This is a genomic window from Desulfoglaeba alkanexedens ALDC (assembly GCF_005377625.1).
Lineage (GTDB): Bacteria > Desulfobacterota > Syntrophobacteria > Syntrophobacterales > DSM-9756 > Desulfoglaeba > Desulfoglaeba alkanexedens.
On sequence record NZ_CP040098.1, the window covers coordinates 2,145,794 to 2,161,203 of the forward strand.

The 15,410-nt window shown below is 60.9% G+C and carries 14 protein-coding genes; 10 read left to right on the forward strand and 4 right to left on the reverse strand.

The window, feature by feature from the left end; genetic code table 11:
* Positions 1–849: 849 nt before the first annotated feature.
* Complete coding sequence (locus FDQ92_RS09755; protein WP_137424579.1) at positions 850–1,725, forward strand: hypothetical protein; 876 nt, start codon at positions 850–852, stop codon at positions 1,723–1,725.
* Positions 1,726–1,846: 121 nt separating this feature from the next.
* A complete protein-coding gene (locus tag FDQ92_RS15960) occupies positions 1,847–1,975 on the forward strand; it encodes a hypothetical protein (RefSeq protein WP_281276809.1) in 129 nt (42 codons plus the stop codon).
* Here the strand turns inward: FDQ92_RS15960 and queC are convergent.
* The 3 genes from queC to queD are packed head-to-tail and all read right to left on the reverse strand — an operon-like array spanning position 1,956 to position 3,721.
* Positions 1,956–2,657: a 7-cyano-7-deazaguanine synthase QueC gene (queC, locus tag FDQ92_RS09760; protein ID WP_137424580.1), complete on the reverse strand. Its 702-nt coding sequence runs from the start codon at positions 2,655–2,657 to the stop codon at positions 1,956–1,958. The two genes, FDQ92_RS15960 and queC, sit on opposite strands and share 20 nt — an antisense overlap.
* 38 nt (positions 2,658–2,695) lie before the next feature.
* Positions 2,696–3,340, reverse strand: a complete 645-nt coding sequence (locus FDQ92_RS09765; RefSeq protein ID WP_137424581.1) for a radical SAM protein — start codon at positions 3,338–3,340, stop codon at positions 2,696–2,698.
* Entirely contained in the window at positions 3,341–3,721 is a 381-nt protein-coding gene (gene queD, locus FDQ92_RS09770; RefSeq protein ID WP_137424582.1) for a 6-carboxytetrahydropterin synthase QueD, read from the reverse strand. It abuts the gene before it with no gap.
* A 191-nt stretch (positions 3,722–3,912) separates the two neighbouring features.
* On the opposite strand from queD, the gene FDQ92_RS09775 reads away from it, so the two are divergent.
* Entirely contained in the window at positions 3,913–4,383 is a 471-nt protein-coding gene (locus tag FDQ92_RS09775) for a PilZ domain-containing protein (protein WP_137424583.1), read from the forward strand.
* A gap of 38 nt (positions 4,384–4,421) precedes the next feature.
* Here FDQ92_RS09775 and selA read toward each other — a convergent pair whose 3' ends face one another.
* Complete coding sequence (selA, locus tag FDQ92_RS09780; RefSeq protein ID WP_137424584.1) at positions 4,422–5,849, reverse strand: L-seryl-tRNA(Sec) selenium transferase; 1,428 nt, start codon at positions 5,847–5,849, stop codon at positions 4,422–4,424.
* Positions 5,850–5,999: 150 nt separating this feature from the next.
* Here selA and mfd point away from each other — a divergent pair, with 150 nt between their 5' ends.
* The 7 genes from mfd (at position 6,000) to glgC (ending at position 15,287) form a co-directional block, all read left to right on the forward strand.
* On the forward strand, positions 6,000–9,569 hold the full coding sequence (gene mfd / locus FDQ92_RS09785; RefSeq protein WP_137424585.1) for a transcription-repair coupling factor: 3,570 nt from the start codon (positions 6,000–6,002) through the stop codon (positions 9,567–9,569).
* Between the two features lie 30 nt (positions 9,570–9,599).
* Positions 9,600–10,583 (forward strand): peptidylprolyl isomerase, encoded by a 984-nt coding sequence (locus tag FDQ92_RS09790; protein WP_137424586.1) that lies wholly within the window; start codon positions 9,600–9,602, stop codon positions 10,581–10,583.
* Between the two features lie 64 nt (positions 10,584–10,647).
* Positions 10,648–11,679: a helix-turn-helix domain-containing protein gene (locus FDQ92_RS09795; protein WP_137424587.1), complete on the forward strand. Its 1,032-nt coding sequence runs from the start codon at positions 10,648–10,650 to the stop codon at positions 11,677–11,679.
* 63 nt (positions 11,680–11,742) lie between these two features.
* Complete coding sequence (gene recO, locus FDQ92_RS09800; protein ID WP_137424588.1) at positions 11,743–12,558, forward strand: DNA repair protein RecO; 816 nt, start codon at positions 11,743–11,745, stop codon at positions 12,556–12,558.
* Positions 12,559–12,677: 119 nt separating this feature from the next.
* Positions 12,678–13,376 carry a cytochrome c biogenesis protein CcdA gene (locus FDQ92_RS09805; RefSeq protein ID WP_137424589.1) on the forward strand — a complete coding sequence of 233 codons (699 nt, stop codon included), beginning with the start codon at positions 12,678–12,680 and terminating at the stop codon, positions 13,374–13,376.
* The gene (locus tag FDQ92_RS09810) at positions 13,373–13,924 is read left to right on the forward strand and encodes a TlpA disulfide reductase family protein (protein WP_137424590.1); all 552 of its coding nucleotides are present in this window, start codon (positions 13,373–13,375) and stop codon (positions 13,922–13,924) included. The genes FDQ92_RS09805 and FDQ92_RS09810 overlap by 4 nt, the downstream gene beginning before the upstream one ends.
* 31 nt (positions 13,925–13,955) lie before the next feature.
* Positions 13,956–15,287 (forward strand): glucose-1-phosphate adenylyltransferase, encoded by a 1,332-nt coding sequence (gene glgC, locus FDQ92_RS09815; protein ID WP_342780376.1) that lies wholly within the window; start codon positions 13,956–13,958, stop codon positions 15,285–15,287.
* Positions 15,288–15,410: the final 123 nt, after the last annotated feature.

Consider the following 15,410-nt stretch of genomic DNA (forward strand, 5'->3'; position numbering starts at 1 on the left):
CCTTCAAATCAGGAATCAGGGGTCGATCTGATTTTTCCTCTCATAGCATTATCCCTGTGAAGAGGGCAAGGCGGCGCCGTTTGCTGCGGGCGCCGTTCCCCTCGTTCCCAAGCTCAGGCTTGGGAACGGCCTGCCCGGGAAGCTCCAGCTTCGCCTCGCTGTAGAGGATTGGTAGCGTAGAAAATAATAGATCTAATATTTGATGCCAAATTCTATTTCCCCTCCCCTTGTGGGAGGGGATTAAGGGGAGGGGAATGTAACTGATTGACATACGTTAATTTTCTGACCCTCACCCCAACCCTCTCCCATCAAGGGAGAGGGGGATTTTTTGACCTTCGTTATCCTTTTTGCTTAAGGTCTCCACGTTAGAACCCTACCAAAGATTTGAACGATTGCATGGTTTTCGGTAGATCTGGGGCTCCTCGCGATGAGGTGCATGGGTCACGGACTCATGGGAATCGAAGCTGGAGCTTCTGCACAGTTGTGTTCCCAAGCTGGAGCTTGGGAACAAGGTGGAACCAGGAAAGTGGATGCTGCTTGCGGAATCCCGCATGGAATGTGTGGTGGCGGCGGAACCGGACGGAACGCGGGCTATCACCCGCAAGGCCACCGCGGTGGTAGCCTTCGCCACACCAGAAACTCAATGCAGGTTTCCACCTTCGGACCCATGGAACCGGGGGGAGTGGCCTTGGTGTGCATGAATCACCGGGATCCCCCCCCCTCGTAGTACCCGCTGGAGATTAAAGATTTTGAAAGATCTTGCCGTTTTATGGCTGAAAAACTGCTTTCGGACAAGTACTCAGTGATGGTGCAAAGCGCTGATGGACTCTTACTCGGGAGATGGCAAAGATGTGGAAGGTGGTCGGTCTGATGAGGTGGAACCTGGGAGACGCTCTTTCCCTGCTGGGTTTCGGCTATTGCCTTTTCAACGTTTTCGAACGGTTCGGCGGGTGCGCTTCCCTGGGGTGCCAGGCCGTTCAGCATCCGGCCCTTTGGTTCGTGGGGATGGCTTACTGTCTGTTTCTTCCGGCGGCCCGGAGGATGGCCCCCCGCTTCTGGGCTTGGGGGGTTTTCGCCGGTGCCCTGGTGGAAGGCGCCCTGGTTCTCTACCAGGTCCTCCTGGGGTTGTATTGCAGAGAATGCCTTGTTTTTACGTCGATTTTCGTCGCTTACCTTATCCTGGTACCAGGGCTCCCACTTAGGGTGAGAGCCGCCGCGTTCGGGACCGCTCTTTCGGTGGCTGCACTGAGTGCGGGGCTGCTGGCGGTCATGAACTGCGGTGTCTTGTGCGATAATCCGGCCGTGGACCGGATCGAGGAAGTCGCGGGCCGCAACCCGGTGGTCGTCTTCGAACCCCTGTGTTCTCAATGCCACGAGTTTCTGCGAATCTTGGACACTGCCGGCTTGGGAGACCAGGTGGACCTTTGTCCGCAGGCTTGGAGTTTCGATGCGGTGGTGAAACTTGCTCGTGAAAACTGCAATGACAAGAATTTCGTGAAATGCCTGTTCGCGCACCTCGCCATCGTGAGGGACAACAATCGGTATTGCAGCAAAAAAGGCTGGGAGGCGGTGCCGTTTCTCATCACCCGCGACGGCCGCGCTGTCAGCACTTCGGAAGGGCTGGCCTATCTGGCGCTCACCGGCACACCGGACCTGTGGGGATGGGAGGTCGGTGGGAGTTGTACTCCCGGAGCGAAACCGGCGGACGGAGAGGTCTGCCGCTGAATTCGTCTGGAAAGAGCCGTCACCCGCTCGTCCCCGAAGCCTGCGTGTGAACCGCCGGAAAATAACGTCGGAACCAGCGGAACGCCGAAAGAATCCGGCACCCGCGACAGGCGGTGCTCATGTGCCGGCCGCCTTGGTGGTGGGGATCACCGAACTCTGGCTGTGCGGCCGGTCCGCCTATTTCCTGGCGGAAATCGTTCCGGATCTGCTGGAGGACCGCTTCTGGTCCTTCAGTCCACATAGGGCGTAGGATCTGGAATGCCGGCTTCCTGGAATCCCCTTTTCCGGAGGCGGCAACTGTCGCAGCGCCCGCAGGCACGTCCTTCGGGGTCCGGGTCGTAACAGGACAGCGTGAGGCTGTAATCCACACCCAGTGCGACGCCTTTTCGGATGATTTCGGCTTTGGAGAGGTGGATGAGCGGCGTGTGGATGCGGATGGTGAGGCGCCCTTCGACGGTTTCCTTGAGTGCCAGGTTGGCCATCCGCTCGAAGGCTCGGATGTATTCGGGCCGGCAGTCGGGGTAGCCCGAGTAATCGAGTGCGTTCACTCCGATGAAGATGTCGGCCGCCCCCAGCACTTCGGCCCACCCCAGGGCCAGGGATAGAAAGATGGTGTTCCGGGCCGGGACATACGTCACCGGGATGGTGGAGCCGCCGATTTCCGACCGGTCTTTGGGAACTTCCATGTTGTCGGTGAGCGCCGAGCGCCCGATTTTGCGAAGCGGAAGTTCGAGCACCAGATGATGGCTGACACCGAAGGACCGGGCGACCCTGCGGGCCGCTTCCAGTTCCACGCGATGCCGCTGGCCGTAGTCGAAGGTGAGGGCGCAGGGTTCGAAGCCTTGGTCGGCGGCCACGGCCAGGCATGTGCTGGAATCCAGCCCCCCCGAAAGGATCACCACTGCCTTGGGGATGGATGTTTGATGCTGCATGAACGTCGCTCTTCTGCTGAACGGTTACCCCGGCAGGCTCATACGCCGCGGGCATCCGGGTCCCAGATGAATTTATGGAGCTGCAGGTTGAGGCGGACTTGCAGCCCGTCGGAAAGGATCCAACCCGCCAGCCGGGAAGGCGCCAGGATCCCGAAAACGGGCGAGAAGTGAACCGGCGAAGTCACTCCCCGCCGCCGTATCCGGTGGTAGAGGTCGCGGGCGAACTCGTAGTCGGATCGGTCGGCCACCACCAGCTTCACTTCGTCCCGGGGCGAAAGGCGTTCCAGGTTTCCGTAATCGTTGGCGGAGGATTCTCCGCTGGAAGGGCACTTGAAGTCCACGATCCTCACGCAGCGCTCGTCCACTTCCCCGATGTTCCGGCTCCCGTTGGTTTCAAGCAGCACCGTCTTACCCCGTTCCAGGAGGCGGGCCGCGAGAACCGGGGTTTCTTCCTGGATCAGCGGTTCGCCCCCGGTGATTTCCACCAGGTTGCAGTTCCAGGCGGCGATGCGTTCCAGGATGTCTTCGACGGCCATGTCCTCGCCCCGGTCGTAGGCGTAGCGGGTGTCGCAGTAGGTGCAGCGCAGGTTGCAGCCGGTGAGCCGAACGAACACGCAGGGCCATCCGGCTCGGGTCGATTCACCCTGAATGCTGCGGAAGATTTCATGGACGCGAAGCCCCAATCATTCCTCCCAATACAAGGCGCCGGCTCCGGGCGTTTCGCAGACCTTCACCTTGGAGACTCTTCGTGAAGCGTCGTCGAGTTTGCTGGAAAGTTCGCGATACAGGTACCGGGCGATGTTTTCCGACGTGGGGTTTTGCGCACGAAAGGCGGGGATCTCGCCCAGGTCCTGATGGTCCAAGTCCGCCACCGCTTCCTTGAGGGCGGTCCGGACGTCCCGGAAATCGATCCCGATTCCGAGCGCGTCGAGTTGCGTGCACCGAACGGTGACTTCCACCATCCAGTTGTGGCCGTGGAGACGGGCGCAGTCGCCCGGATAGCCTTTCAGGCGATGAGCCGCCGAGAAATGAGTCTCAACATACACTTCAAAGCATGCCGGCATGTCTCGCTCCGGGTGAACGAAGTCTCAATGCGTGCGGTTGTTCTTAACAGATCTCGGCGCGTCCTTCCAGACTTGCGCGGCTTCTTGCGGAAAAAGGTTTGACAGCTCGGGAGCTTGCGTATTATTGGCCGGAGCAAGTGGCATGGTGGTGAGGGAAAAACCATGGGCACTGGACGACAGGGTTTGACACGTTGAGCAAAATCAAAAAAATCCCAGTGGGAGCGGACGGCGAGGCGCTGGTTCACTGTGATGCCTGCGGAAGAACCAAGAAGATTTCCGGGGTTCACGAAACCTATGCCGGAAAAAGCGTCCGGGTTAAGTGCTCGTGCGGGGCGGTTTTCCAGGTGCTCTTCGAAAGACGCAGGTATTACCGCAAAGATGTGAACCTCCCTGGTACCTATGCTCGAGTGGAAGTCCCCGGCTGGGAGCGAGAGATGTTCGTGGAGGACCTGTCGCTGGGCGGTTTGAGTTTCCGCACGGTGGAGCCGCATTCCCTCAGAGATGGGGATATCGTGAAGGTGAGGTTTCGCCTTAACGATACCCACGGTACCTGGATCCACAAATCGGTGGTGGTGCGGAGCGTTCGGGACCGAACCGTTGGGGCGGAGTTTGTGAACGACGGCCCCCCGGATCGCGCCCTGGGCTTCTACCTTCTCGCCTGAGCCGCGGATATGTGGGCCGCCTTTGGCACGAGTGTCCATCAATGCTCGGCGTCTTTTCGGAGGATCTTCGCAAAGGCGTCGCGGATGATCCCGGAATCTTCCGGCCGAAGGGTGCGCACGTCCAGAAGCAGTCGATCCGATTCGATCCTTCCGATGACCGGCGGTTCGTTTCGCCGGAGCGCTCGTTCCAGGGCGGAAGCGCCGAGGTCTTTCATGACGACCGAAACCGCCCAGGTGGGGAGATCCTGGGCGGGAAGCGATCCGCCGCCCACCTGGGAGGCGTTCTTTTCCACCGAAACACTCAGCCGCCCGGCTGCGTCCACTTCACGGACCAAGCCGGCCAATGCTTCAGCACGTTGCTGAAGTGTGTCCAATTGGAGGGCGATCATTTCGAGCGTGGGGATGCGTTCGAAGGCCCGGCGTTCGTCCCGGTAGAGGCGAAGGGTGCTTTCCAGGGCGGCCAGCGTCATCTTGTCCACGCGAAGGGCGCGGGTGATGGGGTTTTGCCGGCACCGGCGTACGATTTCTTCGCGGCCGAGGATGATTCCGGCCTGGGGGCCGCCCAGGAGCTTGTCCCCGCTGAAGGTGACCGCGTCGGCCCCCGCCCGCACGGTTTCCTGGGCCGTGGGTTCCTTTCGTAGGCCGAAGGGTGAAAGGTCAACCAGTGAGCCGCTTCCCAAATCTTCCACCACCGGAAGTCCAAACCGGCGACCCAGCGCCACCAGTTCCTCCAGGGAAACTTCCGCCGTGAAGCCCACGACCCGGTAGTTGCTGCAGTGGACCTTCATGAGGAGCGCCGTGGCGTCGGTGACGGCCGCTTCGTAGTCTCTCAGGTGGGTCCGGTTGGTGCAACCAACCTCCTTCAGAACTGCGCCGCTCGAGGTCATGACATCCGGAATTCGAAACGACCCGCCGATTTCCACCAATTGGCCGCGGGAGACGATCACTTCCCGGTTCTTCGCCAGGGTATTCAGGACCAGGAAGACGGCCGCGGCGTTGTTGTTCACGACGAGTGCGGCTTCGGCGCCCGTTAGTTCGCAGAGCAGGGCTTCGGCATGCACGTAGCGGGAACCGCGCCTTCCCCGCTCCAGATCGTATTCCAGGTTGTTGTAGGATCGGCAGAGGATTTGGAGGCGCTGAACGGCTTCTTCCGCGAGGAGGGATCGGCCCAGGTTGGTGTGGATCACGATGCCTGTGGCGTTCACCACGGGTTGGAGCGTGAAGCGGTTCAGATCCTCCATCCGGCTCAACGCTTGTTGCACCAGGACCGGGACGTCCAGGGTCACTGGGGCGGCGCTTTCGGGATCCTGGATGATGCGATCGCGCCCGGCTTCCAGAACGGATCGGACGGCCTGGACCACCAGTGTTCTGGGGTAGTGCGTGAGGGCTTCGCGGATGGGTTCGGTCTTGAGCAGTTCGTCCACGCTCGGCAGTTTCCGAAGCAGATCCTGGAGAGACGGCTCCATGTTCGTGGGACCTCGATTCCAACGGTTTTCGAATATCGGGACGCGGTTGCACCATAGCATCAACGGGGAACTTTTTTCCATGCCCATGTTGGTTTATATGGAGGAGACGGAAACGGGTACCGATAAAACGCGAGGAGGATAAAGAAGCCTTTGGAACCTGCAACTGAAACGGTGGTTCGCCCGGGTCGTGCGGCGAGCGACGTCCCATCGGCGACGCTGGAAGACGTTCGTGCTTTTTTGAGGAGTTCATCGGAGTCGCTTGCCGTTTCGGGCTTTCCGAGTTCCGCGGCGGCCTACTTGGTGTCTCGGATCCTCGATCTCGCATCGCGCCACATGGTGGTCGTGACCGCCACAGACCGGGAAGCGGAACAGCTGGCCGACGAAATCCGCTTCTTCCTGGGGAAGAAACGGCTCAAACCCGATGTGCCTCTGGAACGGCGGGTCTGGACACTCCCTTCCCGGTCGGGCCACAAGGCCCAGGTACTTGGAAAAGCCGAAGCCATTGCCCGCCGCATGGAAGCTCTCTATGCCCTGCGGAATGCTCCCCGGCCTTCGGTGGTCGTTACCTCAGCACTCGCCCTCATCGAACGCGTGGTTCCGCCGGAAGTGCTGCTGCGGCACGCGGAATGTCGAGTCGCCGGAGAAGAAATCCCACTGGAAGCCTTTCGCCGCCGGCTGGTGGAACGCGGCTATTACAACGTGTCTCTGGTGGAGGAGTACGGGGATCTGAGCCTTAGAGGCGGAGTGCTCGATATCTTCGCACCGCTCTACGGCTGGCCGCTCCGCCTGGAATTTTTCGGTGACCAACTGGAATCCATCCGGCTGTTTCATCCCAGCAGCCAGAGGTCGCTGGCCACCATGGAGGACGCGATCCTGCTTCCGGCGAGCGAAATCGTGCTGGAGGCGGCCGGGCGGGAACGGGCGGAACGGGCGCTCATGGAAGACATCCAGCGCGGGCGGCTCACCCCGGCGGCCGGCAGCGCCTGGTTGGAAAAGCTCCAGGAGGGCCATCAACTGGCCGCCTTCGAACCGGTCTTGCCCGTATTTTACGGAGAACTGGGGTCGCTCTTCGACTACCTGGACCCTCAAAGCCTGCTCGTTTGGACCGATGCGGCGGCTCTTCAGAAAGAGATGCACGAAGCCTACCAGCGGGTGTTGTGGGAATGGGACCGTAGTCGTACGGAGCAGGACTGGAGAAGGCCGCCTGAAGAGCTGTTTGTGGAGCCGGAAATGGTTCTGGAGCGGGCGGAGACGGTCCGGGAGATCCGGATCAACGCCCTTTCGGGGGAGGGCGGGGGCGGGCGCTTGAACCTGGCCGTGAGCGGTCAGGACGACCTCCTCGCTGCGGTGAAATCCCACCGCAGCCGGGAGCGGCTTCTCGAACCTCTGTCGCAACAAATCAAACGCTGGCAGGACCGGGACATCCGAACGGTCCTGGTCTGCGGCCAGAAGGAACAGGGAGCCCGGCTGGCGTCGCTGCTTTCCGACTATGGCCTGGAGGCCCGGCCGCAGCCTGCCGCCGCCATCCGAGACGGCTTTGATGCCGGAACCACGGCGGTGGTGGTGGGACCCCTGCACAGGGGCTTTTTCTGGCCTTCGGAGAAACTGTCGGTGGTCAGCGAGGAAGAGATTTTCGGCAGGCGGCGGCCCCGGAGGCGGGCCAAGGCGTCGGTGGCCGGGATCTTTCTTAGCTCATTCCAGGATCTTCATGCCGGGGATTTCGTGGTCCATGTGGACCATGGGATCGGCGTGTACAAAGGACTGATGCACCTGCAGGTCGGAGGGGTCGAAGGGGACTTTTTGCACCTGGAATACCAGGACGGTGACCGGCTTTACGTCCCCGTGGACAAGCTTCAGAAGATCCAGAAGTACCTGGGGATCGAAGGCGAAGATCCACGGGTGGACAAGTTGGGGGGTAAGTCCTGGGAGGCGGCCAAGAAGAAGGCCCGGGAGTCGGCCTGCCGGGTGGCCGAAGAATTGCTGAAGCTCTACGCCATGCGACAGGTGAGGGAAGGCATCCGGTTTTCGCCTCCGGACAGCCTGTACCGCGAATTCGAGGCGACCTTTGCGTACGAGGAGACCGCCGACCAGATCCGTGCCATCGAAGAAGTCCTGGAGGACATGTGTTCGCAGAAGACCATGGATCGGCTCATCTGCGGCGATGTGGGTTACGGGAAGACCGAAGTCGCCATCCGGGCGGCCTTCAAAGCGGTGATGGACGGCAAGCAGGTGGCCATGCTGGTTCCCACGACGGTCCTGGCGGAGCAGCATTACCAGACCTTCAAGGAACGGTTCAACGGCTTTCCCGTGCGGGTGGAAGTCCTGAGCCGGTTCAAGACGGCCGCTCAGCAGCGGCAGGTGCTGGACGGGCTGAAAGCCGGTGCGGTGGACGTCGTCGTGGGCACCCACCGGCTGCTGCAGAAGGACGTGCAGTTTCGAGAACTGGGGCTTCTCATCATCGACGAAGAACAGCGCTTCGGCGTGAAGCACAAGGAAAGACTGAAGCAGCTGCGGGTGTCCGTGGACGTGCTGACCCTCACGGCCACCCCCATCCCCAGGACACTCCACATGGCTCTCACCGGCATCCGGGATCTCAGCACCATCGAAACGCCTCCCGAAGACCGCAAGGCCGTGGAAACCGCCGTCTGCACCTACGATGAATTCACCATCCGGGAGGCCATCCACCGGGAACTCCAGCGCGGAGGCCAGGTCTTCTTTGTCCACAACCACGTACAAAGCATCCTCCAGGTGGCGAACCGGCTGCGCAAGCTGGTGCCGGAAGCGCGGATCGGCGTGGCCCACGGTCAGATGAAGGAACGAGACCTGGAAAAGGTGATGTTCGAATTCATCGGCCGAGAACTGGATGTCCTGGTCTGTACCACCATCATCGAATCGGGGTTGGATATTCCGGCGGCCAACACCATCATTATCAACCGAGCGGACAAGATGGGGCTGGCTCAGATCTACCAGCTCAGAGGGCGGGTCGGGCGATCCAGCGAGCAGGCTTACGCCTACCTGCTCATCCCGGGGGAACACCTGGTGACCCGCGACGCCCAGAAACGGCTCCGGGCCCTCATGGATTTCAGCGAACTGGGTTCGGGCTTCAAGATCGCCCTGAACGACCTGCAGATTCGCGGCGGCGGGGCGATTCTCGGCGCCGCCCAATCCGGCCATATTTCGGCCGTGGGCTACGAACTGTACCTGGAACTGCTGGAAAAGACGGTCAGACAGCTCAAGGGCGAACCGGTTGAAGAGGAAGCGTTTGATCCCGAAATCACCGTTCCGGTTTCCGCTTTTCTGCCGGAAGCTTACGTGCCGGACACCGACCAGCGGCTCCTGGCCTACAAGCGCCTGGCCGGGGTTTCGGAGGAAGGCGACGTGGACGACTTGGCCCGGGAATGGCGCGATCGGTTCGGACCGCTTCCCGACAGCGCCAAGGCGCTGGCCCTGCTCGCCAAGATCCGCCTGCTGCTCCAACGCCGCCGGGTCGCCCGGCTGGAAGGAGACCTCCAGACGTACACCCTCCATTTCCTGGAACCGATCGATTTCGAGAAGATGAGCCGAGTCTTGGCGGATGAAAAGTGTTTCGCACGGATGGAAGGCCCCAGGAAGCTGATCCTGGAGATGGCCGGCCGCGGGGCGCTGGGGCACCTGGCAAGGCTGAAAAGGATCTTGCAAGCGTTCGGGGAACATGGTAGTGACATCAAGTCAATTCAGTAACTTAGATTGCATATGGGGTGGGAGTGAGGCATGCGTGAACGGGTTGTCTTCTGGGTCATGCTGGCGGGATTCCTGTTGTCGCCGCTTGCCTCGGCCGCGGAAACCCTCGACTGGATCGTGGCGGTGGTCAACAACGACGTGATCCTCAACAGCGAATTGGAAGAACGCCTGGACGCGTTGAAGAAGACGTCGCCTGAACTCGCCTCGCTCGAGCCGAAGGAATCGGAGGCTTTCCGGCGTGAAGTCCTCCAGCAGATGATCCGGGAGCGGCTGGCGGAACAGGAAGTGAAGCGGCTCCAGGTTTCCGTGAGCGATGCCGAGGTAACGCGAGCCATCGAGACCGTCAAGGCTCAGAACAACCTGACGGACGCTCAGTTGGAGTACCTCCTGAGCCAGGAAGGTCAGACCATGGCCGATTTCAGGGACAAGGTCCGGCGGGACATGGAACGGAGCCGTCTCATCGAGCGTGTGGTCAAGTCGAAAACGGTGATCACGGATGAGCAGGTCGATCAGTACCTTGCCCGGGAGGGGATTGGGGGGGAAGAGCGCCGCCGCTTGGCGGTGATCCTTCTGCCGTTCGATGGGAACGCTTCGCCGGATGAGACGGAGCAGGTCAAGGCCCGGGCCGAAGACATCCGCCGCAGGGCCCTGGCCGGGGAAGATTTCGCTCGGCTTGCCCGCGAACATTCGAAGGGCCCGGCGGCCCGTGAGGGTGGGGACATCGGTTTCATCTCGGTTAGGGACATGGCGCCGCCGCTGGAACGCGCCACCCGGGACCTTCCGCCCGGGGGGATTTCGGAAGTGGTCCGGACGCCGGCCGGGTTTTACATCCTGAAGGTGATCGAAGTCGAGCGAGAAAAGGCCGACCCGTCGGATGCGAATACCAAGGAACGGGTCCGGCGGTTGCTCTTCGAGGAGGAAGTGAACCGGAAGTACGAAGCATGGATTCGCGATTTGGAACGTCGGGCGTTCATCGAAGTGCATCTGGATCCGCCGTCCGAGGGATCCGGGTAGGTATCCCGAAAACCAAAGAAGGTTCATCGTTCGGGTGTCGGAAGAAAGAGGGGGTTGACCCACCGTGGCGGAAGAATCGCGGATTTCCATGGAAGATATCGGAGCCTATCTCAGAAACGAACGGGAGCGGCAACATCTGACACTCGAAGCGGTGTCCGAGCACACCCGGATCAGCGTCAAGATGCTTAGCGCCATCGAAAACGGGCATTTCGAAGAGATCGGTACGGCGCTGCTCATCCGGAGCTTTCTGAGGAACTACTGCCGGGCTTTGGGGCTGGACCCCGAGCCCGTCTTGGAAAAATGCGGTTCCGATATTCAGCGCTATGACAACCCGGAAGAGCGGCTGGTCCGTCACCGGCGCAGGATCGCCGGGCCCAAGACGCGTCGGAGTCGTATGCCGTACACGATGGTCACCATCGTGTTGCTGGTGTTGGCGGCCGTTGCCGGGGCGGTCTGGTTTCCCACGTGGAAAGAAAAGGTGAGCCGGTTCACTCAACCCGAGCAGCCGGCCATTTACCCGCAGCAGGAGCTGCCGGCGGATCTGGCCACCAGGGAGGACGGCACGCCGGCGGAGAAAGTCGAAGCGCCCGCGGTGGCGCCCGACGAAGAGAAACTTTCCCGACCGGACAGGCCGGAGAGTGAGGTCCCTGTTCCTGCCGTCGAAACGGTCGAACCCGAAACCGTGTCCCCTACCGCTGAGGCGGACGTGGAAGGGGCCGAGCCCCGGCTTTCCGGCGATGACTTAGTGACTCTGGAGGAGGTGCGGCCTCCCCTGGAAGCGCTGGATCGGTTGGCGCGCGACGAAGGCCCAAAGGCGCTCAGCCCGACGGGTCACCGGATAAGGCTGGAAGTCGTGGAAGACGCTTGGGTCCAGATTCAGGTGGATGGTGTGACCAAAGAAAGCCGTATTCTCAAGCCCGGCGAAATCCGACAGTGGGATGTCCAGGAGAATGTCCGCTTGTGGGTGGGTAACGGCGGCGGCATCCGAGTTACCTGGGACGGGCAGGAGCTCGGACCGCTGGGCAAGCGCGGCGCTGTGGTCCGAGTACTTCTCCCCGACGACATTCCCTACCTACCCGAGGCGGAAAGCGGGTGACCCCCTGAACGGCTGTGCCGGTTACCCCGCCCCACCATCTCTTTTCCCGGAACGATATTTCCCATGAAAATCATTGAAACGGAAGCCATCGTGCTTCATGCCACGGACACGGGCGAGTCGGACCGTGTGGTGACCTTCTACACGGAACAGGCCGGCATGGTTTCCGGAATGGCCAAAGGCGCGCGGCGAAGCCGAAAACGGTTCGTCAACGCCTTCGAACCTTTCAGCCTGGTGAGGCTGACGCTCCGGGAACGAAGAAGACTCGCCTGGATCGAAGCCTGCAAGCTCGTGGAAGCTCACCTGGTGCTGAGAAACGGCATGGACCGGTGGGCTGCGGCGGCACTGGCCGGGGAAGTGCTGAGAAGCATGGTTCCCGCCGGTGAGGCACAGCCGGAACTGTTCGGACTTTTCAAAGAAACATTGAGTCGATTATGTACGGAGAGGGATCCGCTGAATGCGGTGATCCTTTTCCTGCTGCGTTTCATGGACCTGGCAGGGTACCTTCCGGATTTCGAGCGGTGCGGCCTCTGCGGCCGTGCGGCGCACGAGGACAGGTCCTGGTGGTGGCTTCCGGGCGTTGGAGCTCCGATCTGCTCGCAACACCCGGAGGGCGAAAGGATGGGTTTGGCCCTGGACCTGGGTACGGTGAGGCTCATTGGACAGGTCAAGCGGCTGGACCTGTTGAGACTCTGGCGCCTTCGCGTGCGGGAAGACAAAAAAAGGGCGCTCTTGAGTGCGCTCACCCGCTGGGTGGAATCCCAGACCCACCGGCCTTTGAAGAGCGTGAGGGTTCTGGAGCAATTGGGAACGGGAGTGGCTTTCGGTCTTGGAGGCGGCTCGGCTTCAGGCGGCGTGAAGGACGCGCCGCTTTCGGGCTGAGGCGGTCATGGCTTGAGGCTCATGGGAGCGGGTTTTCCCGAGGGGGTTTTCAAGCTGCAGTGGGCCGCCTGGGAGTCACAGCTGCTGCAGACAGAACCTTTGGCGAATGGATGAAATGAATGGATCGGCTTGAAAGCCTGGCAGCGCAAGATCCGTGGCTGGGGCTGGTGGTCGCCCTGGTGGGTGGTATCCTGGCTGGTTTCACGCCCTGTACGTACCCGATGTTGCCCATCACCGTGGCCTTCGTGGGAAGCCGCGCCGGAGGGAAACGGTGGCGCGGGTTCCTGCTCTCGGCATTTTACGTTTTCGGCATGGCGGTGATTTATTCGGCCTTGGGCGCCGCGGCGGCCCTGACCGGGCGCCTCTTCGGAACCCTCACCATGAATCCCTGGGTTTACCTGTTCGTGGGCAACCTCTGCCTGCTGTTCGCCCTCACCCTGCTGGATGTGATTCCCCTTCGGATGCCGGCGTTCTTGAGCCGGTTTCAGACCCGAAGTTTTTCGGGACACGATCTGGTTACCAGTGTGTTCATGGGCGGGGTTTCGGCTTTGGTGGTGAGTCCCTGCACCACGCCGATCCTGGGTGCGCTGCTCACCCTTGTTGCCACCGGGCGGAATGTGCTAATGGGGATGGGAACGCTTTTCCTCTTCGCCTACGGGATGGGGAGCCTGGTGATCCTTGTGGGCACCTTCGCGGGTCTTCTCACGTCGCTTCCCCGTTCCGGCCCTTGGATGGCGCGCATTCAGAAAGGGTTCGCCCTGCTGATGATTCTGGAGGCGGAATACTTTTTTGTCAAAGCGGGGGAGTTTTGGATATGAAGGGATTCTGGGCCAAAGGGAGCCTGCGGCGAAACACGGCCGCGGTCGCGGCGCTGGGATTGCTCCTGTGCGCCGCTCACGACGCATCGGCCGAAGGTGGTTCCTACTTTTCCAAGGTTATGGAACTCCTGGGGCGGAAAGATCTTTCCGTTGCAGAAGACTTCCAATTGACGGAAGTGACCCGGGGCATGCCCGTGAGGCTGAACGACTACCGGGGAAAGCGTCCGGTGCTGCTCTATTTCTGGGCCATCTGGTGTCCCGCCTGCCAGTCGGTGAAGAAGGAACTGGCCGAGTTCAGACGGAAAACCCCGGAAGAGCGCCTGGAGATCCTGGCCATCAACGTGGGTTCAGGCGATTCGCTGGACCGGCTGGAGCGTTATCAGAAAGCGCATCCCGTGCCCTTTCCGGTTTTGTACGACGATGGAAGCCGGGTCACGGAAAGCTACGGCGTTCAAGGAATACCCCTTTTCGTTCTAGTGGACCGAAACGGCCGGATCGTCTACCGGGATCACACACTTCCTGATAATTACGTCGAGTATCTCGACTGAACGTCTTGAAACGGCTGGATTGGGTGGCCGGATCGAAGCGAAGCCGCCCGAATCGAGCCGGAATAGGAGCGGAGCCATGCGGGATGTACTGACGGTCATTATGGCGGGGGGGCGAGGTCAGCGCCTGATGCCGCTGACCCGGGATCGATCGAAACCTGCGGTCCCGTTTGGAGGGATCTATCGGCTGATCGACATACCCCTGAGCAACTGCATCAATTCCCAACTCTACAAGATTCTTGTTTTTCCTCAATATAAATCCCAGTCCTTGGTGGATCACCTGGAGGAAGGCTGGAACATATTCTCGAGCGGTTTGGGTCACTATCTGCGGATCGTCGCCCCACAGCAGCGGCTCGGTGAAGATTGGTACCGCGGCACGGCCGATTCGGTCCGCCAGAACCTGTTTCTGGTGGAGCGCGAAAGCCCGCGCCACGTGCTCATCCTTTCCGGAGACCATGTCTACAAGATGGATTACACGCTGTTTCGCGAATACCACGAAGAAAAAAATGCGGACGTGACGGTGGGCCTGCTGGAGGTCGATCGGGCGCATGCGTCCGAATTCGGGATCGCGGACGTGGACAACGAATTCAGGATCCGCAGCTTTCAGGAGAAACCCAGGGACCCCCGTCCCCTTCCCGACGACCCTGAGCGATCCCTGGCGTCCATGGGAATCTACCTGTTTCGAACGGAAGTGCTTCTGGAGGTGCTTCGGAAGACGGACTACGAAGATTTTGGAAAAGACATCATCCCGAGGATGCTCGAGGAGCTGAACGTCTTCGCTTATCCTTACCGCCGCTGCAACCGGATCCGCGATTACGTGACGCTTGCGGATCCCAACGGTGTGCGGCGCTCCAAGCTGGAAGATCCGACTCGGGATTCCACCTACTGGCGGGATGTGGGCAACCTGGACGCTTATTGGAACGCCAACATGGACCTGACCGGTGTCAACCCTTTCTTCAACCTCTACGGAAACCTTTGGCCCATCCGGACCTACCAGCGGCAGTATCCACCGGCCAAGTTCGTGTTCGAACAACGCTCCGACAAAGGGGAGCGGGTGGGCACGGCGGTGGATTCCATCATCCCCCACGGGTGTATCATCAGCGGCGGTTACGTACGCAGTTCCGTTCTCTCTTACAACGTGGTGGTACGAAGCTACGCCGAGGTGGACGAATCGGTGATCATGGACGACGTGGAGGTGGGCCGGCACTGCCGGATCAAGAAGGCCATCATCGACAAGGACAATGTGATTCCTCCCCGCACCGAAATCGGCATGTCACCCCAGGAAGACCGAAAGCGGTTCCCTGTGACGGCGCGCGGGATCGTCACGGTCCCCAGGGGCTATTTCAGCCAGGACTGCAAGGCGTAGACGGGGGGCGAAGACGGGCCGGTCTCCGGTTCGTCGAAGCCGTCGCAAACGGATTCGGTCTCCTTGCCGGACGCTCCATGGCCGCTCGACAGAACGGGTGATCCAGAAAGTTCTGCTCAATAT